This window comes from Streptomyces thermospinosisporus (genome assembly GCF_039526425.1).
In the GTDB taxonomy this organism is placed as follows: Bacteria; Actinomycetota; Actinomycetes; order Streptomycetales; family Streptomycetaceae; genus Streptomyces; species Streptomyces thermocarboxydovorans.
In genome coordinates, this window is the sequence record NZ_BAAAIZ010000097.1 from 1 (window position 1) to 19,057 (window position 19,057).

16 protein-coding genes, 1 other RNA gene and 4 pseudogenes are annotated in these 19,057 nt (G+C 71.8%); 19 read left to right on the forward strand and 2 right to left on the reverse strand.

The genetic code is table 11. The annotated features are described in order from the left end of the window. The 4 genes and pseudogenes from ABD207_RS26885 to ABD207_RS26900 form a co-directional block, all read left to right on the forward strand. Positions 1-324, forward strand: a pseudogene (locus ABD207_RS26885) (serine/threonine protein kinase); the annotation flags it as partial. A 118-nt stretch (positions 325-442) separates the two neighbouring features. Then, on the forward strand, positions 443-1,681 hold the full coding sequence (locus tag ABD207_RS26890) for a serine/threonine-protein kinase (protein ID WP_344015769.1): 1,239 nt from the start codon (positions 443-445) through the stop codon (positions 1,679-1,681). Positions 1,682-2,226: 545 nt separating this feature from the next. Continuing rightward, positions 2,227-3,333: a peptide chain release factor 2 gene (prfB, locus tag ABD207_RS26895; RefSeq protein ID WP_344015770.1), complete on the forward strand. Its 1,107-nt coding sequence runs from the start codon at positions 2,227-2,229 to the stop codon at positions 3,331-3,333. A gap of 336 nt (positions 3,334-3,669) precedes the next feature. Then, positions 3,670-4,275 carry an LPXTG cell wall anchor domain-containing protein gene (locus tag ABD207_RS26900; RefSeq protein ID WP_344015771.1) on the forward strand — a complete coding sequence of 202 codons (606 nt, stop codon included), beginning with the start codon at positions 3,670-3,672 and terminating at the stop codon, positions 4,273-4,275. A gap of 126 nt (positions 4,276-4,401) precedes the next feature. On the opposite strand, the gene ABD207_RS26905 is transcribed toward ABD207_RS26900, so the two are convergent. Beyond that, entirely contained in the window at positions 4,402-4,593 is a 192-nt protein-coding gene (locus tag ABD207_RS26905) for a hypothetical protein (protein ID WP_167998262.1), read from the reverse strand. A gap of 263 nt (positions 4,594-4,856) precedes the next feature. On the opposite strand from ABD207_RS26905, the gene ftsE reads away from it, so the two are divergent. From ftsE to ABD207_RS26935, 6 genes are all read left to right on the forward strand, one after another. Further along, on the forward strand, positions 4,857-5,546 hold the full coding sequence (ftsE, locus tag ABD207_RS26910) for a cell division ATP-binding protein FtsE (RefSeq protein WP_344015773.1): 690 nt from the start codon (positions 4,857-4,859) through the stop codon (positions 5,544-5,546). A 35-nt stretch (positions 5,547-5,581) separates the two neighbouring features. Further along, complete coding sequence (gene ftsX, locus ABD207_RS26915) at positions 5,582-6,499, forward strand: permease-like cell division protein FtsX (RefSeq protein WP_167998260.1); 918 nt, start codon at positions 5,582-5,584, stop codon at positions 6,497-6,499. 68 nt (positions 6,500-6,567) lie between these two features. After that, entirely contained in the window at positions 6,568-7,728 is a 1,161-nt protein-coding gene (locus ABD207_RS26920; RefSeq protein WP_344015775.1) for a S41 family peptidase, read from the forward strand. A 105-nt stretch (positions 7,729-7,833) separates the two neighbouring features. Next, positions 7,834-8,313 carry an SsrA-binding protein SmpB gene (gene smpB, locus ABD207_RS26925; protein ID WP_344015776.1) on the forward strand — a complete coding sequence of 160 codons (480 nt, stop codon included), beginning with the start codon at positions 7,834-7,836 and terminating at the stop codon, positions 8,311-8,313. Positions 8,314-8,491: 178 nt separating this feature from the next. Next, positions 8,492-8,896, forward strand: a transfer-messenger RNA (tmRNA) gene (ssrA, locus tag ABD207_RS26930). A gap of 128 nt (positions 8,897-9,024) precedes the next feature. After that, positions 9,025-10,008 (forward strand): extracellular catalytic domain type 1 short-chain-length polyhydroxyalkanoate depolymerase, encoded by a 984-nt coding sequence (locus ABD207_RS26935; RefSeq protein WP_344015799.1) that lies wholly within the window; start codon positions 9,025-9,027, stop codon positions 10,006-10,008. Here ABD207_RS26935 and ABD207_RS26940 read toward each other — a convergent pair. Next, positions 9,989-10,636: pseudogene (locus ABD207_RS26940) on the reverse strand (MFS transporter); the annotation flags it as partial. The gene ABD207_RS26935 and the pseudogene ABD207_RS26940 sit on opposite strands and share 20 nt — an antisense overlap. Here ABD207_RS26940 and ABD207_RS26945 point away from each other — a divergent pair. From ABD207_RS26945 to ABD207_RS26985, 9 genes and pseudogenes are all read left to right on the forward strand, one after another. Then, positions 10,633-11,058 (forward strand): annotated as a pseudogene (locus ABD207_RS26945) (LysR family transcriptional regulator); the annotation flags it as partial. The pseudogenes ABD207_RS26940 and ABD207_RS26945 sit on opposite strands and share 4 nt — an antisense overlap. Before the next feature lie 284 nt (positions 11,059-11,342). Beyond that, the gene (locus ABD207_RS26950) at positions 11,343-12,722 is read left to right on the forward strand and encodes a hypothetical protein (protein ID WP_344015777.1); all 1,380 of its coding nucleotides are present in this window, start codon (positions 11,343-11,345) and stop codon (positions 12,720-12,722) included. Next, positions 12,722-14,911 carry a bifunctional polysaccharide deacetylase/glycosyltransferase family 2 protein gene (locus tag ABD207_RS26955; protein WP_344015778.1) on the forward strand — a complete coding sequence of 730 codons (2,190 nt, stop codon included), beginning with the start codon at positions 12,722-12,724 and terminating at the stop codon, positions 14,909-14,911. The genes ABD207_RS26950 and ABD207_RS26955 overlap by 1 nt, the downstream gene beginning before the upstream one ends. Before the next feature lie 60 nt (positions 14,912-14,971). Then, positions 14,972-16,162 carry an acyltransferase family protein gene (locus tag ABD207_RS26960; RefSeq protein WP_344015779.1) on the forward strand — a complete coding sequence of 397 codons (1,191 nt, stop codon included), beginning with the start codon at positions 14,972-14,974 and terminating at the stop codon, positions 16,160-16,162. Positions 16,163-16,277: 115 nt separating this feature from the next. Further along, positions 16,278-16,445: pseudogene (locus tag ABD207_RS26965) on the forward strand (WXG100 family type VII secretion target); the annotation flags it as partial. A gap of 299 nt (positions 16,446-16,744) precedes the next feature. Then, positions 16,745-16,906 carry a hypothetical protein gene (locus ABD207_RS26970; RefSeq protein ID WP_344015780.1) on the forward strand — a complete coding sequence of 54 codons (162 nt, stop codon included), beginning with the start codon at positions 16,745-16,747 and terminating at the stop codon, positions 16,904-16,906. 27 nt (positions 16,907-16,933) lie between these two features. Then, positions 16,934-17,239: an RNase A-like domain-containing protein gene (locus ABD207_RS26975; protein WP_344015781.1), complete on the forward strand. Its 306-nt coding sequence runs from the start codon at positions 16,934-16,936 to the stop codon at positions 17,237-17,239. A gap of 11 nt (positions 17,240-17,250) precedes the next feature. Continuing rightward, positions 17,251-17,937, forward strand: a complete 687-nt coding sequence (locus tag ABD207_RS26980) for a contact-dependent growth inhibition system immunity protein (protein ID WP_344015782.1) — start codon at positions 17,251-17,253, stop codon at positions 17,935-17,937. 97 nt (positions 17,938-18,034) lie between these two features. Further along, on the forward strand, positions 18,035-18,973 hold the full coding sequence (locus ABD207_RS26985) for a hypothetical protein (protein ID WP_344015783.1): 939 nt from the start codon (positions 18,035-18,037) through the stop codon (positions 18,971-18,973). Positions 18,974-19,057: the final 84 nt, after the last annotated feature.

Genomic DNA, 19,057 nt, shown 5'->3' on the forward strand with positions numbered 1-19,057 from the left:
CCGCCCGCGCCGCCGCAGCCGCAGCCGCAGCGGTATGCGCCGCCGCCCGCGCCGGAGCCCCAGCGGCCCCGGCGCGAGCCCCGGCCGCCCCGGCAGGGCAGCGCCAACCCGATGCGGATCCCCGGCCTGGGCTGCCTCAAGGGCTGCCTGTTCACGCTGGTCATCCTGTTCGTCGCGGGCTGGCTGATCTGGGAGCTGAGCCCGCTGCAGGAGTGGATCGGCACCACCAAGGGCTACTGGGACCAGCTCACCGACTGGGTCGGCACCGTGACCGACTGGATCGAGGACCTCGGCGGCTCCGGCACGAACGATCCGGCGGCCTGAGCGCCGACGGCGTGTTTGCTGATTTGTCGACATCCAGCAGGTGATTTCCGTCTCTGCGGTGAAGCCAGGCTTCCCGGACGCGTAGTTTTAGCGACAACACGCGTCGGTAGGAGCAGTCTTGGCACGGAAGATCGGCAGCCGGTACACCGCCCACCAGATCCTCGGGCGGGGCAGCGCCGGCACGGTGTGGCTGGGCGAGGGCCCCGAGGGGCCCGTCGCGATCAAGCTGCTGCGGGAGGACCTCTCCTCCGACCAGGAGCTGGTCGGCCGCTTCGTGCAGGAGCGCACCGCGCTGCTCGGTCTGGAGCATCCGAACGTCGTCTCCGTCCGCGACCTGGTGGTCGACGGCAACGATCTCGCACTGGTGATGGACCTGGTCCGCGGCACGGACCTGCGCACCCGCCTGGACCGGGAGCGCAGGCTCGCCCCGGAGGCGGCGGTGGCCATCGCGGCCGACGTCGCGGACGGGCTGGCGGCGGCGCACGCGGCCGGGGTGGTGCACCGGGACGTCAAGCCGGAGAACGTCCTGCTGGACATGCAGGGCCCGCTCGGACCCGGCGGCTCGCACCGGGCGCTGCTGACCGACTTCGGGGTGGCGAAGCTCATCGACACCCCGCGCCGGACCCGCGCGACGAAGATCATCGGCACGCCCGACTACCTGGCGCCGGAGATCGTGGAGGGCCTGCCGCCGCGCGCCTCCGTGGACATCTATGCCCTGGCCACGGTCCTGTACGAGCTGCTGGCGGGCTTCACGCCGTTCGGCGGCGGGCACCCGGGGGCGGTGCTGCGCCGGCACGTCACGGAGACGGTGGTGCCGCTGCCCGGGATCCCCGACGAGCTGTGGCAGCTGCTGGTGCAGTGCCTGGCGAAGGCGCCGGCCTCGCGGCTGCGGGCCTCGGAGCTGGCGGCGCGGTTGCGGGAGCTGCTGCCGCTGCTGGCGGGGATGCCGCCGCTGGACGTGGACGAGCCGGACGTGGAGCCGGTGCGGGAGGAGGACGGCGAGCCGGAGGAGCCGGTGCCGTCGGCCGGGCCCGTGCGCAGGGGAGCCGTCCCGCTGGTGCCGGGCGCCCGCCCCTCCGACTCCAACCGGGACACCCACACCTCCATGCGGGTCCCGGCCCCCGACGAACTCGCCGGCGGCGCCCACGGCACGGCCCGCGCACCCCGCGCGGCCGGCGCGCCCCGCCCCGGCTCCGCCCGCAACCGCACCGCCACCCGCCGCCGACGCCTCACCCTCGCGGCCTGCACCGTGGCCCTCGTCACCGCGGTGGGCGTAGGCACCTGGCTGGCCACGTCCGGCGACGAGGACGCCCCGCCCCCACAGGACACCAAGAACTCCGCCCCACCCTCCCCGTAACCTGCCCGGGCACCGCCCCCTGCCCTTCCGCCACCTGTGCCCGCCCGCACCGCCCGACTCGGTATCTCGAAGCTTCCCTCGCGAACCGAGGTACGTGGTGAGCCGCCGCGGGTGGGCGCGCCTCCTGCCCTCCCACCGCCTTTGCCCACCCGCACCGCCCGACTCGGCATCTCCACGGGCTTCCCCGCGCCCCGAGGCACCCGTCCACCTTCCAGCCGACCGATGCGGGCGGTGGGCGGGCGAGGTCGGGGTGTCTGGGGCGGAGCCCCAGGCGGGTGCCTTCCAGCGGCGCCTCGTCGGGTGGCGGGCGGGCGAGGTCGGGGTCTGGGGCGGAGCCCCAGGGGTGCGCTGTGCAGCGGGCCGAGTCGGGTGGCGGGGTGGGCGAAGGTGGCGGTGTCTGGGGCGGAGCCCCAGCCGGGCGCCGGGCGGGGTTCCAGCCGGCCGAGTCGGGTGGGTGGGAAAAAGGGCGGGACCAGTAGGTGACTGGGAGGGGGCGGGTGCACAGTGGGCGAAGGCAGGGTTCGGGGAGCCGTTACGCTGGAGGTGTGGCAGTCGTCGACGTATCCGAAGAGCTCAAGTCCCTCTCCTCGACCATGGAGTCGATCGAGGCCGTCCTGGACCTCGACAAGATGAGGGCAGAAATCGCCGTGCTCGAGGAGCAGGCGGCCGCGCCGTCCCTCTGGGACAACCCGGAAGAGGCGCAGAAGATCACCAGCAAGCTCTCCCACCTCCAGTCCGAGGTCAGGAAGGCGGAGGCACTGCGAGGCCGGATCGACGACCTCGCCGTGCTGTTCGAGATGGCCGAGGAGGAGGACGACCCGGACACCCGCGCCGAGGCCGAGGCCGAGCTCGCCGAGGTGAAGAAGGCCCTCGACGAGATGGAGGTCCGCACCCTCCTCAGCGGCGAGTACGACGCCCGCGAGGCGCTGGTCAACATCCGCGCCGAGGCCGGCGGCGTCGACGCCGCCGACTTCGCCGAGAAGCTCCAGCGCATGTACCTGCGCTGGGCCGAGCAGCACGGCTACAAGACGGAGCTCATCGAGACCTCGTACGCGGAGGAGGCCGGCATCAAGTCGACCACCTTCGCCGTGCGCGCCCCCTACGCCTACGGCACCCTCTCCGTCGAGCAGGGCACCCACCGCCTGGTGCGCATCTCGCCCTTCGACAACCAGGGCCGCCGCCAGACGTCCTTCGCCGGCGTCGAGGTGCTCCCCGTCGTCGAGCAGTCCGACCACGTCGACATCGACGAGTCCGACCTGCGCATCGACGTCTACCGCTCCTCCGGCCCCGGCGGCCAGGGCGTGAACACCACCGACTCGGCGGTGCGCATCACGCACATCCCCACCGGCATCGTGGTCTCCTGCCAGAACGAACGCTCACAGATCCAGAATCGCGCCACCGCGATGAACGTCCTCCAGGCCAAGCTGCTCGAGCGGCGCCGCCAGGAGGAGCAGGCCAAGATGGACGCGCTCAAGGGCGACGGCGGCAACTCCTGGGGCAACCAGATGCGTTCGTACGTCCTGCACCCGTACCAGATGGTCAAGGACCTGCGCACGGAGTACGAAGTCGGCAACCCGGAGGCCGTGTTCAACGGCGAGATCGACGGCTTCCTCGAGGCCGGAATTCGCTGGCGCAAGCAGCAGAACAAGTAGGCTCCCGCGGCGGGCGGACCACCGCGCACGCCGCTTTGTCGACAAGGCAACTGCCGCCTGACGGGCGGCAGTTGCCTTTCTCGTTGCCGCCCCCGCACCCCGGATGTCTGGGTTTTACATCACACTCACAGCTTCGTCGTTCGGCAAAGCGCCCGTTCCAGGACATCGCGCACGCAACGCCCTTGACGTCCTTTTGAAAACTGGGAAGGGTGAAACGCGGCATGCGTATCTCTGGGGCGCATGTGAACCGGGGGGAGTTTCTGCACTGTCACCTCCGTCGATCACGGCCCCCGAGCGCCGCCTCACTGACGATGAGCTACTGGGGGTAGCAACCACATGACCAAGAAGACGCGGATCCGTGTCGCACGGATCGCGGCCGGCGCCGTGATCGCGGCCGGCGCCTCGCTGACCGCCGCCGGTGCGGCCTCCGCCCTCGACATCGGCGTGAGCGCCGGTGTCAGCGAGGAGGGTGTCGGCGTCGGCGTCGGCGTGGGCCTCGGCGAGGAGGAGGAGCCCACCGAGGAGCCCACCGAGCCGGAGGAGCCCACCACCATTCCCGAGGACCCCAGCGGGGAGCCGACGGACCCGGAGCAGCCCACCGAGGAGCCCACCGAGCCGCAGGAGCCCACGGAGGACCCGACCGAGCCGCAGGAGCCCACCGAGGACCCCGGCACCCCGGATGACGGCAACGGCACCGGCGGCGGCAACGGCGTCGACCCCGACGGCGGCGCGTCCGCCCAGGAGGAGGGCTCGTCCTCCCTCACCGACACCGGCGAGGAGGCGCCCGCCGCCTCGGCGCAGGGCAACGGCAAGGAGCTCGCCGAGACCGGTGCCGCCGAGACGACCTTCCTGGTCATCGGCGCCGCCACGATGATCGCCGGTGGCATCGGCTTCCGTGTGCTGCCGCGCGTGATGGCCGGCCGCGGCGGTGCCGCCGCCTGACGGTGACGGCCCGCGTACGGACCGTACGCACAGGCGGCACAGAGGGGCTCGGAGCGCAGACGGCGCTCCGAGCCCCTCGGGCGTTCGGGTGCTTGTGTCGAGTCGGTGCGGCGGCTGTCGGCTGCGTCACACGGTCTGGTGGGCGAGCAGCGCCAGCGCCGCCACCAGGACCGCGAGGAGCGCGATCAGCGTCATCGGGTTCAGACCCGCGAAGAAGTTCTCCTGCTGCAGCCGCTCGCGGTTGGCGCGGCACACCGGGCACCGGCCCTCGTTCACGGGCGCTGCGCAGTTCGCGCACACCAGCCGGTCGTACGTCATGCGCTCGCCCTCCTCAGACCGGTTCCCTGCAGTCAACGCCCGCGATGGTGCGAACGTTCCCCTTCCACTGTGCCAGGTTCCCGCGGAGCGTGCGCCGGACGCCCACCAAAGGGGGGCTTGACAGGGGGCCGGAAGTGGCCTCAGGCACCGGACAGTCCTCACAAAACACGCAAGCCTCGCGCAACCCTCGTCGGTGACTGCGGTCCGGGTTCCGCTTCGCGTATGGTCACGCTCATCTACCCCCGGCGACCCGTGGTGCATCCGTGATCCGATTCGACAATGTCTCCAAGGTCTACCCAAAGCAGACCCGCCCCGCACTCAGGGATGTGTCCCTGGAAGTGGAGAAGGGCGAGTTCGTGTTTCTCGTGGGATCCTCCGGCTCCGGAAAGTCCACCTTCCTGCGGCTGATCCTCCGCGAGGAGCGGGCCAGCCACGGACAGGTGCACGTCCTGGGCAAGGATCTCGGCCGCGTCTCCAACTGGAAGGTGCCGCAGATCAGGCGCCAGCTGGGGACGGTCTTCCAGGACTTCCGCCTGCTGCCGAACAAGACGGTCGCCGAGAACGTCGCCTTCGCGCAGGAGGTCATCGGCAAGTCCCGGGGCGAGATCCGCAAGTCCGTGCCGCAGGTGCTCGACCTGGTCGGGCTCGGCGGCAAGGAGGACCGCATGCCCGGTGAGCTCTCCGGCGGTGAGCAGCAGCGCGTGGCGATCGCACGAGCCTTCGTCAACCGGCCCAAACTGCTCATCTGTGACGAACCCACCGGCAACCTCGACCCGCAGACGTCCGTCGGCATCATGAAGCTGCTCGACCGCATCAACCGGACGGGCACCACCGTGGTGATGGCGACGCACGACCAGAACATCGTGGACCAGATGCGCAAACGCGTCATCGAGCTGGAGAAGGGCCGCCTCGTGCGCGACCAGGCACGCGGCGTCTACGGCTACCAGCACTGACCGACCGGCTCCACGGAAAGGCTTGACCAGACGCCATGCGCGCCCAGTTCGTTCTGTCGGAGATCGGTGTGGGTCTCCGCCGCAATCTGACGATGACCTTCGCCGTCATCGTCTCCGTAGCCCTGTCGCTCGCCCTGTTCGGCGGGTCGCTCCTGATGAGCGACCAGGTCAACACCATGAAGGGCTACTGGTACGACAAGGTCAACGTCTCGATCTTCCTGTGCAACAAGAACGACGCCGAGTCCGACCCCAACTGCGCCAAGGGCGCGGTGACCGAGGACCAGAAGAGCCAGATCAAGGCCGATCTGGAGAAGATGTCGGTGGTCGACACGGTCACCTACGAGTCGCAGGACGAGGCGTACAAGCACTACAAGGAACAGTTCGGCGACTCCCCGCTGGCCAGCTCCCTCACCCCGGACCAGATGCAGGAGTCGTACCGCATCAAGCTCAAGGACCCGGAGAAGTACCAGGTCATCGCGACCGCCTTCGACGGGCGTGACGGGGTGCAGTCCGTGCAGGACCAGAAGGGCCTGCTGGACAACCTCTTCGAGCTGCTCAACGGCATGAACTGGGCGGCGCGCGCGGTGATGGCGCTGATGCTGGTCGTCGCCCTGATGCTGATCGTCAACACGGTGCGCGTCTCCGCGTTCAGCCGCAGGCGGGAGACCGGCATCATGCGCCTGGTCGGTGCCTCGGGCTTCTACATCCAGGCGCCGTTCATCATGGAGGCCGCGGTCGCCGGGCTCATCGGCGGCACCCTCGCCTGTGCCTTCCTGCTGATCGGCCGGTACTTCCTCATCGACCACGGACTCGCGCTGGCCGACCAGCTGGAGCTGATCAACTTCATCGGCTGGGACGTGGTGTTGGCGAAGCTGCCGCTGATCCTCGCCACGAGCTTCCTGATGCCCGCGTTGGCCGCGTTCTTCGCGCTGCGCAAGTACCTGAAGGTGTGACATGTGCCAAGAAGGGGCGTGCGGCCAACCGGCCGTGCGCCCCTTCGCGTTGTCCTAGACTCACCGGCATGTCAGGCCGTGACCTGTTCTGTCAGCCCCGCCGTATCCGCCGCGGGGCCGCCCTGACATTGGTGTTCGCCAGCGTGCTGGTCGCAGGCGCCGCCACCGGCTCGCTGCCTGAGGCGAACCGCAGGACCGCGGCGGAGGCGGGCCGTTCGGCCGCCCGCGCCCCGCACCGGGCGGACGTCGCACGCGCGGCCGAGGAGGCGATGGCCGACGGCACCTCCCCCATGGAGGCCGCGCAGCGCGCCGTCAGCCGCAGCGGGGACCGCTGGGGCGCCGTCTACTCGCCGGGCGAGTACGAGGAGTTCGAGGAGACCCTCGACGGCGAGTACACCGGCGTCGGCCTGTGGGCCCGCGAGCGCGACGGCCGCATCGAGGTGACCCGGGTGGGCAGCGGCACCCCCGCCGAGGAGGCCGGCATCCGCCCCGGCGACCGGCTGCGCAGCGTCGACGGCCGGAAGGTCGACGGACGCCCGGTCACCGAGGTCGTCGCCATACTGCGCGGCGACACCACCGAGGAGCCCGCGGGCAGCTCCGTACGCGTCGGCCTGCAGCGCGGCTCCCGGGTGTGGACCGAGACCCTGCGCCGGGTCCGGCTGTCGCGGGACTCCGTCACCGTCCGCGAGCTGCCCGGACCGGTCACCCTGATCAAGGTGGCCGCCTTCACCAAGGGCTCCGGCTCGGCAGTCCGCCGGGCCGTGCGCCGCAGCCCGGCCGGCACCGGGATCGTCCTCGACCTGCGCGGCAACTCCGGCGGGCTGGTCGCCGAGGCCGTCACCGCCGCCTCCGCCTTCCTCGACGGCGGCCTGGTCGCCACCTACGACGTCGAGGGCGAGCAGCGTGCCCTGCACGCCCGCGCCGGCGGCGACACCACCAGACCCCTGGTCGCGCTCGTCGACGGCGGGACGATGAGCGCGGCCGAGCTGCTCACCGGCGCCCTGCAGGACCGCTCCCGGGCAGTGGTCGTCGGCTCCCGCACCTTCGGCAAGGGCTCGGTGCAGATGCCGACCCGGCTGCCCGACGGATCGGTCGCCGAGCTGACCGTCGGCCACTACCGCACCCCCTCCGGCCGTGGCGTCGACGGCCACGGCATCACCCCCGACCTGGAGGCCGGTGAGCGGGCCCTGGAGCGGGCCGAGACGATCCTCACCGGACTCGGCAGGTAGAGCACCCCGCCCCGGACCCGGCGCGCAGGGCTCCCGGCACGGCGGCCGCCCCCGCGATAAACGGCTTCCCGCCGGCCCCCCGTGTAGTGCGAAAATGGCCACACTATGGCTAAGGAAAAAGGGCGCAAGCTGATCGCGCAGAACAAGAAGGCGCGGCACGACTACCACATCATCGACACCTACGAGGCCGGCCTGGTGCTGACCGGCACCGAGGTGAAGTCGCTGCGCCAGGGCCGGGCGTCGCTGGTGGACGGCTTCGTCCAGTTCACCGACCACGAGGCCTGGCTGCACAATGTGCACGTGCCCGAGTACAGCCAGGGCACCTGGACGAATCACAGCGCCCGCCGCAAGCGCAAGCTGCTGCTGCACCGCGAGGAGATCGACAAGCTGGAGGCCAAGGCCCAGGAGACGGGCCACACCATCGTGCCGCTCTCGCTGTACTTCAAGGACGGCCGCGCCAAGATCGAGATCGCGCTGGCGAAGGGCAAGAAGGAGTACGACAAGCGGCAGACACTGCGCGAGAAGCAGGACCGGCGCGAGGCCGAGCGGGCCATGGCGGCCGTGCGCCGCAGGCAGCGGGCCTGAGGCCGGCGAACGGGCCCTGGCGGGAACACACCGCCACGGCGGTGCGTCGCACCGGGTACCACGGCCGGGCGGCCGCCGGGAATAGGCTGGCATCGTCGGCCGTTGGTCACGTACGATGGCTCTGCACCTGACAGCGGGTGCGTGCGACCCCTCTGCGGAGGGTTTGAGAAGTGAACATGGGGATGATCGGTTTCGACAGCGGCTGTCGAAACAGGGGAAGCGTGTCGAGGAAGCGGCCATGATCTCGTAAACCACAGGCCGAGAAAAATAATCGCCAATTCCAAGCGATCCATCTCCCAGGGCGAGCTCGCCCTCGCTGCCTGATCTTCAGGTAGCGAGCTGCGGCTCCCCTACTCAAAGGGAGTGTCAGCCCGGGGATGTTCCCGACCCGGTGTCTGGCATCAGCTAGGGAACTAAACCTCCAGCCCGGTCACGGGGCGAAGAGGGAAACCAAACAGTGACTGGGCCCGTCGGAGACTTGTCGGCGTGATCTCCGGGGCCGAGAAAAGCACAGCCGACTGCACACGGAGAAGCCCTGTTTCTGCACCGTTGGACGCGGGTTCGATTCCCGCCATCTCCACAATCTCCATGTGACGAGGCCCCGGTGGTGTCACACCACCGGGGCCTCGTCGTGTTTGTGGTGCCCCGCCCCATGTCCGGGAGCGCCGCGCGCTCCTACCTTCCCTGCGCATGACACTCCCCACACTCACCATGACGCAGATCACACCGGCCCGGGGCCGAGCGGCCGCCGTGCTCACCGCTGTGGTGGCGCTGCTGTCCGTGCTGCTCACCCCCACCCGTGCCGCCGCGGCCTCCCTGGAGGAGGTCACCGGCTTCGGCTCCAACCCCGGAGCCCTGACCATGTACCGCCACGTCCCCGACGGCCTGCCCGCCGGCCGCCCCGTCGTCGTCGCCCTGCACGGCTGCACCCAGAACGCCTCCGGCTACGCCGCCGGCTCCGGCTGGACCCGGCTCGCCGACCGCTGGGGCTTCTCCGTGGTCCTGCCGCAGCAGCGGTCCGCCAACAACGCCTCGAACTGCTTCAACTGGTTCCAGCCCGGCGACATCGCCCGGGGCCAGGGCGAGGCGGCCTCCGTCGCCCAGATGGTGGACCGCCAGCTCGCCGACGTCTCCGGTGACCCCGCCCGCGTCTACGTCACCGGGCTGTCCGCCGGCGGTGGCATGACCGCCGTGATGATGGCCGCCTACCCCGACAGATTCGCCGCCGGCGGCATCGTCGCCGGGCTGCCCTACGGCTGCGCCCAGGCCGCCGGAACGGCGTATGTGTGCATGTACGTCGGCGCCACCCAGACCCCGAAGCAATGGGGCGACCGGGTGCGCGCCGCCCGCCCCGGGCACACCGGACCCTGGCCGGTGCTCTCCGTCCTGCACGGCACCGCCGACTACACCGTGCGGCCGGTCAACATGACCGACCTGGTCGAGCAGTGGACCGATGTGCACGGCACCGACCAGAGTGCGGATGCCACCGACACCGTCGCCGGATACCCCCGTCACCAGTACCGGGACGCCTCCGGCCGCACCGTCGTGGAGACCGTCACCCTCACCGGCATGGGCCACGGCCAGCCCGTCGACCCGGGCACCGCGAGCGGCCAGTGCGGCACCACCGGCCCGTACTTCCTCGACGTGAACCTGTGCGCCGCCCACCACCTCGCGGTCACCTGGCACCTCCCCTGACGAAGCCCCCGGCGGAGACGAGCAGCGCCGCCACGGCCGCGGTCACCGGGACGCCGTACCCGGCCGCGGCCGAGGCGCGCTCCACCGCCCACCCCCCGGTCGCACTGCCGCAGGCGATCCCGCCGAGCAGACCGGTCACCGCCAGCGTCATGCCCTCGTTCAGCCGGCCCTCCGGGGTGTGCTGCTGCACCAGGGTCATGGTGGTGACCATCGTCGGGGCCGTCGCCATCCCGGCGAGCAGCAGAGCGCCCGCCACCAGCAGGAGCGAGCCGGACAGCACGGCGGCGAGCAGCGGCAGCGTCATCAGCGCCGCCATCCACGCCAGGCACCACGGCAGCCGGGACCGGGCGGGCCCCGCCGGACGCAGCGCCCCGAGGACCAGCCCCGCCGCACAGGAACCGGCCGCCTGCAGCGCCAGCACGGCACCGCCCGCCGCACCATGCCCCCGCGCGTCGGCGAAGGCGAGGGTGACCACCTCCGTCGCCCCGAACACCGCGCCGGTCGCCAGACACACGGCGAGCAGCGGCGGCATCCCGCGCGCCCGCAGCGGCGCACGCCCGGACGCCGCCCGCCGGGCCGGCGGCTCGGTGGAGCGCTGGGCGGTGAACAGCGCCATGCCGGACAGCAGCGGACCGGGTGCCGCTCGCCGCGCTGGCCGGGGAGACGGTCTACGCCGGGGCGGGCAATCCGCGCACGGCGGAGTGGACCGACCTGGCGCGGCTGCTGTTCCAGGGGCGGGACATCGCTCTGGCGCCGGCCGCGCCGCCGGCGCTGGGCGACGAGGAGTTTCAGCGGATCATGGCCGGAATGCGATGCCCGGTCCTGGCGGTGGTGGACTTCCCGCTGCTGCCCGGGACCGTGCTGCGTCCGCTCGTCGACCCGGTTCCGCTGTCCCCTGTGTCGCTTGTGTGGAGAAAGGGGCTGATTCACCCCGCTCTGGCGGACCTTCGGCGGGCGGCGGCCGAGCTGGCCTGCGCGGAGGGCTGGTTGGGGGCGCCCGGCGAGGGGTGGCTTCCGGCCGTGGACCATGTCGTGATGGCGTCCCCGTGATGTCTCACGATTGATACGAAAGGGCACGCTGCAAACACAGAACCTCCGCGTGCGCTACATTCGACGTCCGAGCACAGTGTGATAAACGGGGCGCTCGGACCTGGTGGGGGCCGGTCCGACGACGCGTGCTCAAGTCGTATGCGCACCCGTACATGTCCCGTGGGGGGAAGTGCGTACGCGTGGAGAAGTGGCGAGAAGACGCCCAACCGGAAGGCCCTGAGGCCGCGGAAGCGACCGGGGAACTCCCGAAGAGCAGCAGACACCGGGACCGGGAACCGGCCACCATGCAGCGGGACACCGGGGCCGCCGAGCCCGAGGACGCCCGCCCCGGCACGGCTCGTCCGGCCGACGCGACGCAGGTGCTGCGCACCCCGTCCGGCCTCACCGGCAAGCGGCCCGGCGACCGGGACATCACCGTCAAGGAGCCCAGGACTCTCAGGGAGTCCGGGACCCGCAAGGAGCCCGGGGCGAAGGCCGTGCAGGGCGCCGGTGCTGCTGCCGGTGCCGCGGCGGACCGTTCCTCCGGTCCCAAGAGCCCCTGGGACGCCGTGACCGCACGCGCGCTCAAGGAACGTGCGGCGATGCAGGCGTCCGCGTCCCGCAAGGCGCCCCTGACCGCCGGTGCCCCCGCGGACGCCGTGCCGGAGAAGCCCGCCAAGGGCGAGCGGCGCGACGACGAGCCGGCCGGTGCCGAGGACGCGACCGCGATGCTGCCCCGCGCAACCTCCGCCCCCGGCGACCAGGACCGGACCACGGCCCTGCTGACCAAGCCGCGCACCTCGCCGGAGGACGGCGAGGCCACGCGTGCCCTCGGCGCGCCCGCCGCCAGGCGTTCCCCCGGTGCGCCCGCCGCCCCCACCGCCCCCCTCGACCTGCCCGTGCGCGACCCCTGGGAGGAGGACGCCGACGACGGCGCCGCCGAGGGCGCGCAGCACGACCCGCACGAAGTGACCGTGCAGCTGGACGCCGTGCAGTTCGTCAACGGCGAGCTGCGGCGGATCACCGGGCCCGGGCAGGAAGGATCCGACGGGCCCGTCTTCGTCGACGAGTCCGGTCGCCGCAGCCGGCGCTTCCGGCGCATCGGCCTGGCCGTCGGGCTGGCCTGCGCCGGGTACGCCGTCGTCATCGGCGCCACCCTCCTGTCCGGCAACTCCGACGCCCCCTGGCTCCCCGTGGAGGGGCAGGAGAAGGAGCAGCCGGCCGACGAGGTGGAGACCACCCCCGAGCCCGGCGAGACCGACGCCTCGCCCGGATCCGGCAGCAGCCTCGACCCCGGCTCGGTCCCCTCCGCCGGCGCGTCGGGCCTGCCCTCGCCCGGCACCAGCGTCCTCGCGCCCGGTACGACCGTCAGCGAGGGCCAGGCCGGCGCGGCGACCGGCGGCGACTCCGCCACCACGCCGAGCAAGAAGCCCACCCAGAAGGCCCCGGCCGGGGGCGGTGCCGTCTCGACGCCGCCCGCCGAGACCCCGGTGGAGCCGCCGGCCGACCCCACGCCGACGGGCGAACCGGCCGACGAGGCCACCCCGCCGGCCACCGGCGGAGGCGACGGCACCGGCACCGACAACGTCGTCGGGGCGCCCGCCGCCGACCCCGTCGCCGCCGACGAGCCGGACTCCGCCTCCCCCGCCACCCCCGCCGCACAGTCCCCGGAGCACATCCTCTGATGGCCATCCGCACTTCCCGCCCCGGGCCCCAAGCCCCCGCCCGAGGCGGCTCCCGGCGTCGCCGCGTGCCCCTGCGTCTGCTGGTGCCGCTGCTGTTCCTGATCGCCCTGATGGCGATGCTGCTGCTGCGGGGCTATGTGCACAGCGAGATCCTCGCCGACCACCGCATCAGCCCCGAGGCGGCCGCCGACAAGGTGCCGGACGAGATAAAGGACGGCGGCCCGGTCATCGACACCCGCGGTGACAAGCCGCAGTCCCTCACCATCCCCGACGGGCGCATGGTGCTCACCTTCGACGACGGCCCCGACCCGGAGTGGACGCCCAAGGTCCTGGACGTGCTGAAGAAGCACGACGCGCACGCCGTCTTCTTCGTCACCGGGACCATGGCCTCCCGCTACCCCGACCTGGTCGAGCGGATGGTCGAGGAGGGCCACGAGGTCGGCCTGCACACCTTCAACCACCCCGACCTGTCGCTGCAGTCCAAGGACCGCATCGACTGGGAGCTGTCCCAGACGCAGCTCGCCCTCACCGGCGCCGCGGGCGTGCGCACCTCGCTGTTCCGGCCGCCGTACTCCTCGCAGGCCGCCGCCATGGACAACAAGTCCTGGCCGGTCACCGAGTACATCGGCGACCGCGGCTACATCACCGTCGTCAACACCGCCGACAGCGAGGACTGGCGCAAGCCCGGCGTCTTGGAGATCATCCGGCGCTCCACGCCCAAGGACGGCAAGGGCGCCGTGGTGCTGATGCACGACTCCGGCGGCGACCGCCACCAGACCGTCCAGGCCCTGGACCGGATGCTGCCCGATCTGAAGGAAAAGGGCTACGAGTTCGACAACCTCACCGAGGCCCTCGACGCGCCCAGCGCGCACAGCCCGGTCACCGGCGTCGAGCTGTGGAAGGGCAAGGCCTGGGTCTTCCTGGTGCAGGCCTCCGACAAGATCACCGGCGTGCTGGTGGTCGGCCTCGCGATCGTCGGCTTCCTGGTCATCGCGCGGTTCGTGATGATGCTGGTGCTGTCCGCCGTCCACGCCCGCAAGGTGCGCCGCCGCGGCTTCGCCTGGGGCCCGCCGGTCACCGAGCCGGTGTCGGTGCTGGTCCCGGCGTACAACGAGGCCAAGTGCATCGAGAACACGGTCCGTTCCCTGGTGGCGAGCGACCACCCCATCGAGATCATCGTCATCGACGACGGCTCCACCGACGGCACCGCCCGCATCGTGGAGTCCCTCGGCCTGCCCAACGTGCGCGTGGTGCGCCAGCTCAACGCCGGCAAGCCCGCCGCCCTCAACCGCGGTGTCGCCAACGCCCGCTACGACATCATCGTGATGATGGACGGCGACACCGTCTTCGAGCCCACCACCGTCCGGGAGCTCGTGCAGCCCTTCGCCGACCCGCGCGTCGGCGCGGTCGCGGGCAACGCCAAGGTCGGCAACAAGGACAAGCTGATCGGCGCCTGGCAGCACATCGAGTACGTGATGGGCTTCAACCTCGACCGGCGGATGTACGACGTGCTGCAGTGCATGCCGACCATCCCCGGCGCCGTGGGCGCCTTCCGCCGCTCGGCGCTGGAGCGGGTCGGCGGCATGAGCGACGACACGCTCGCCGAGGACACCGACATCACCATGGCCATCCACCGCGACGGCTGGAAGGTGGTCTACGCCGAGAACGCCCGCGCCTGGACCGAGGCCCCCGAGACGGTGCAGCAGCTGTGGTCCCAGCGCTACCGCTGGTCCTACGGCACCATGCAGGCCATCTGGAAGCACCGCCGCGCCCTGGTCGACAGGGGACCCTCCGGCCGCTTCGGCCGCGTCGGCCTGCCGTTCGTGTCCCTGTTCATGGTCGTCGCCCCGCTGCTGGCCCCGCTGATCGACGTCTTCCTCATCTACGGCCTGGTCTTCGGCCCGACCGGCAAGACGATCCTCGCCTGGTTCGGCGTCCTCGCCATCCAGGCGGCCTGCGCGGCCTACGCGTTCGTCCTCGACCGCGAGAAGCTCACCCCGCTGCTGTCGCTGCCGCTGCAGCAGATCCTCTACCGGCAGCTGATGTACGTGGTGCTGCTGCAGTCCTGGATCACCGCGCTCACCGGTGGCCGGCTGCGCTGGCAGAAGCTGCGCCGCAAGGGCGGCGTCCAGGCCCCGCCCGGCGCCGCCGCCCAGCCGCCCCTCGTGGACGGCCGCCCGGTGGCCTGAGCACCCCACTGTCCGCGGGGGCCGGCCACCCCGCCCCCGCACCACCAGAAAGACCCGCACGTGAACGCACCCGCCCGCCCGGCAGGCCCCCAGGACACCGCCGGCGCAGCACCCGCCGGTCCGGCCACGGCCGAGGCGGCCACCCGGCCGCCCGCCCGGGACCGCTACTTCGACCTGCTCCGCGCCGTCGCCCTGTTCCGGGTGGTGCTCTACCACCTGATGGGCTGGGCCTGGCTGCCCGTCGTCTTCCCGTCCATGGGCGTGATGTTCGCCCTGGCCGGCAACCTCATGGCCCGCTCCCTGAAGCGGCCCGCCGTCCAGGTGGTACGCGGCCGGATGCGCCGCCTGCTGCCGCCGCTGTGGCTGCTCGGTGCGATCGGCGTCACCGGCATGCTCGCCCAGGGCTGGAGCCCGGACGAGGAGCACCCCGCCTGGTGGTGGCTCCACCTCACCTACTGGATCCTGCCGCTGAGCGACCCGCCCTACGCCGAGGGCGTCGCCGGGATCCAGGGCTGGGTCGGCGAGGACTGGGCCGCCGAACTCGCCGGCCCCCTCTGGTACATCCGCGCCTACCTCTGGTTCGTCCTGCTCTCCCCGCTGCTGCTGCGGGCCCTGCGCATCCAGCCTCTGGCCGCCATCGCCGCGCCGCTGGTCCTCTCCGCCGTCCTGCAGTTCGGGTGGCTCACCATCCCCTTCGAGCGGATCGACTCGGCGGTCACCGACTTCAGCACCTTCGGCGCCTGCTGGATCCTCGGCATGGCTCACCAGCAGGGCGTCCTCAAGCGCATCCCGCAGTACGTGGCGCCGTCGATCGCGCCGATCATCGCCTGCGCCGGCCTCTGGTACGCCTTCCACCAGGACTTCCGCACCGGCCACGACCTGGACTCCATCCCGTTCGCCCAGGCCCTGTGGTCCTTCGGCACCGTCCTGCTGCTGCTGCACCTCAGCCCGGCCTGGTCCGAGTGGCCGCACCGCCTGCGCCGCTGGGACTGGCTGATCACTCTGCTCAACTCCCGCGCGGTCACGGTCTACTTGTGGCACAACATCTGCATCCTGGTCGCCGCCACCCTCTACGACCGCCTCTGGGGCTTCCCCGCGCTGGAGCAGAACGTCCCCTGGCTCCTGGAGAGCTCCTGGCCCGTCCTGCTCCTGGTCTGGATCCTGCTGGCCGGCTGCGTAGTGGCCTTCGGCTGGGTGGAGGACCTGGCGGCCCGGCGAAGGCCGCGGCTGTGGCCGTCCGCCTCCCGCTGAGCGGGCCCCGGCCCGGCGGCGCCCCGCCGAACGTCCTATGATCACTTCACTGATGGCGATGCCGAAGCGACGGGGGCGGAGGCGACGACGGCGTGGGCATACGGGAGAGAACCTCTGGGAGGGCGAGGCCCGGGAGGTCTTCGTCGACAAGCTGGACGAGTGGGACCGTTCGGCGCAGGACCTGCAGGCTGCGCAGAAGTGGCTGCACGAATGCGCCACCAACAGCCACGTCAACTACACGGCCGTGCACCAGGCCGTGCTGCGGGGCTGGGGAGCGCGCTGATGGCCGGACCGGGAGCTCCGGCGGCCGGGCCGGGCGGGCAGAGCGGGACGATCGACGTCAAGCCGTCCGATCTGCACCGGGTCTCGTCCGGGGTCGCCGCCCAGCAGACCCCATGGACAAGGGCGCCAAGAGCCTCCTCGAGGATCTCAGGATGTACCCGGACGCCGGCGGCTACGGAACCGCGGACGACGAAGGGTGGGTCGAGACCCCTCTATGAGGGGGAGTACGAAAACATCCGGGACGCCGTCGAGGCCTGCATCGCCAGCGAGCACCCCTACTGTGCCGAATTCCTGTCCCCCATGGCCGCCGAGGCGCAGACCGCACTCGTGCTCTTCCCGGGGGAGCAGGAAATGAAGGAGAATCTTTCCTCCGTCGTTTTCTGGGCGACCCCGGAAACCCTTCGTGAATTCCTCGACGCCGTGAACGAGCACATGCGGCGAGAGCACGTCCCCCAGCCCTGACCCGCCAGCCCCCGAGGTCCTTCCGTCATGCCATCCGTGAACCGGTCCGCCACCTACCCCGACCGTGAGACCGCCCAGTGGGCCACGCAGCAGGTCGTCACCGCCAACGAGCAGCTCATCCACCGCTGGCTCGCTCAGGGCACCCGGCCGCGCCTGACCATCGAGGCGTCCTGGCCGTCACGGACCGAACCGGTGGGCCGGGTGCTGCTGAAGGGGATGATGCTGGCGGGCCGGGACCCGGTCGACGTGCGTGCCGCGCGGGTCGTGCTCCGGCGGGAGCCCTCCGCCCCGCACGGCTTCGTCGTCCACGCCACCTTCCCCGTCTACCTGTAAGGCCGATCGCAGTGCCCCTGAGCCCCCTCGAACACGACCGCCGCTACGGCGAACTGGACCATGTGATGCGTGCCTACACCGGGCAGACCGCGGACGACACCGCGGACGCACCCGGCCAGGCCCTCACGGCGTACCTCAGGCACACCTGGCACACCCGGCCCTGGGCGCTGGCCGTCGCGGAACGGCAGCTGCGGGAGTATGCCGAGAACCCGCCGGGACGGCTCCGGCTGCGGCTGGGGGAGTTCTACGCCATCCCCGACGTGGGCCTGCCCGAGGGGCAGGTTCAGCAGTGGCTGTTCCATCTGGCCGATCACATCAGGCGCAGCATCGACAACGGCGAGGTGCCGCCGCCAGCCACACCGGCCACCCACTGGGAGTGGCACGCCCGCTTCCCTGAGCTGGGCCAGTTCCTCGGCGGCTGGTTCTCGCAGGACATGCCGGACGAGTTCGCGGACCACGAGGCGGCCGTCGCCGACTACCGCGCCACCACCGACCCGCGGCTCGTCGCCCGGCTCGTCGGCGAGCTGCACGAACTGCTCGCCCTCGATCTCGACGAGGCCGACTACGCCCTGGCCGTCGCCGAACTGGGCATGGAGGTCGACCCGCCGGAGCCGTACACCCCCGCCGCCTGGCTGGCCCGGGTGGCCGGCCACCTTGCGCAGCCGCTGCCCGACTACGGCAACCCGGACACCCCGTAGGGCCGAGGTGTCTCCGGCGCAGGGCGTGTGGAACACTGCACCGCGCTGCGGAAGCACGCGGCCTGAGTGGCTCAAGGCGAAACGGGGGCGGGCGGGGATGAGCAAACGGCGGATACAGAACATGCTGCGCGCGATGGCGAGCGGGGAGCCGGTGGAGGTCACCAGCCCCATGGCCTCCGTGAAGACGCTCGCCAGGCTCGCCTTCATCGCCCAGCAGTTCGGGTACGAGTACGCCGATGTGCGCACGGGCGGGTACAACAACTCCTCGCTGGTGATGCTGCTCGTGCCGGACCCCTCGCCCCAGGCGCGGGCACGGGCCGCGCAGAACTGGGCGCAGTACCCGAACGCCGGCGACGGGGTGTCGCTGCCGCCCGTCGTGCCGGACGCGCTGGAGCTGCTCAAGGCCCGCATCAACTTCGACCTCACCGGCAAGAGCGCAGAGAAGCGGATGCTCTACGGGGCGATCGGCACCACCGTCGGTGCGGTGGCCGTGGCTCTCAAGAGCGGGGGTGACGGGCTGCTCTGGGGCGCTCTGTTCTGGGCCTTCCTGATGAGCATCCTCGCCGTCGGATTCGTCGTCACCCGGCGCCGCAACGCCAAGTTCGCGGCCCGGCTCCAGGCCGCCGGGTTCGTCCAGGTCACCGACGAGACCGGGCGCCTGCGCCATCTGCCGCCGGGCGGACAACTCCCCGGTCACGGCAACCCGTTCGCCCAGCAGCAGCTGTACCCGCAGCAGCAGTACGGCGGGCAGCAGCCCCAGTACGGCGGGCAGCAGCCCCAGTTCCCCCAGCAGCAGCCGGAGTACGGCCAGGCGCCGCAGCCCTCGTACGGGCAGCAGACCCCGTACGGCCGGCAGCCTCCGTACCCCCAGCCCCAGCCCCAGCAGCCGCAGACGCCCGCGCCGGCCGCCGCCCCCTACCCCCAGTACCCGCAGCAGGCTCCGCCGCCGCAGCCGTACCCCCAGCCCCAGTACGGCGGGCAGCCGCAGCCCCAGCCGCCCCAGCAGAACCCCCACTGGCAGCCCCCGCAGGGCTGACGCACCGGCCGGGCCTCACCGGGTGCCGGCGCCCGGTGGCGGAAACCTCTCATCCCGCCCCTTACCAGGGTGAGAGCAAAGTTC

Bases quoted from the DNA above. Each gene is read 5' to 3' on its own strand.
- ABD207_RS26900 (WP_344015771.1), top strand. From the start codon at position 3,670: ATGACCAAGAAGACGCGGATCCGTGTCGCACGGATCGCGGCCGGCGCC.
- ABD207_RS26905 (WP_167998262.1), bottom strand. From the start codon at position 4,593: ATGACGTACGACCGGCTGGTGTGCGCGAACTGCGCAGCGCCCGTGAAC.
- ftsX (WP_167998260.1), top strand. From the start codon at position 5,582: ATGCGCGCCCAGTTCGTTCTGTCGGAGATCGGTGTGGGTCTCCGCCGC.
- ABD207_RS26920 (WP_344015775.1), top strand. From the start codon at position 6,568: ATGTCAGGCCGTGACCTGTTCTGTCAGCCCCGCCGTATCCGCCGCGGG.
- smpB (WP_344015776.1), top strand. From the start codon at position 7,834: ATGGCTAAGGAAAAAGGGCGCAAGCTGATCGCGCAGAACAAGAAGGCG.
- ABD207_RS26935 (WP_344015799.1), top strand. From the start codon at position 9,025: ATGACGCAGATCACACCGGCCCGGGGCCGAGCGGCCGCCGTGCTCACC.
- ABD207_RS26950 (WP_344015777.1), top strand. From the start codon at position 11,343: ATGCAGCGGGACACCGGGGCCGCCGAGCCCGAGGACGCCCGCCCCGGC.
- ABD207_RS26955 (WP_344015778.1), top strand. From the start codon at position 12,722: ATGGCCATCCGCACTTCCCGCCCCGGGCCCCAAGCCCCCGCCCGAGGC.
- ABD207_RS26970 (WP_344015780.1), top strand. From the start codon at position 16,745: ATGGCCGCCGAGGCGCAGACCGCACTCGTGCTCTTCCCGGGGGAGCAG.
- ABD207_RS26975 (WP_344015781.1), top strand. From the start codon at position 16,934: ATGCCATCCGTGAACCGGTCCGCCACCTACCCCGACCGTGAGACCGCC.
- ABD207_RS26985 (WP_344015783.1), top strand. From the start codon at position 18,035: ATGAGCAAACGGCGGATACAGAACATGCTGCGCGCGATGGCGAGCGGG.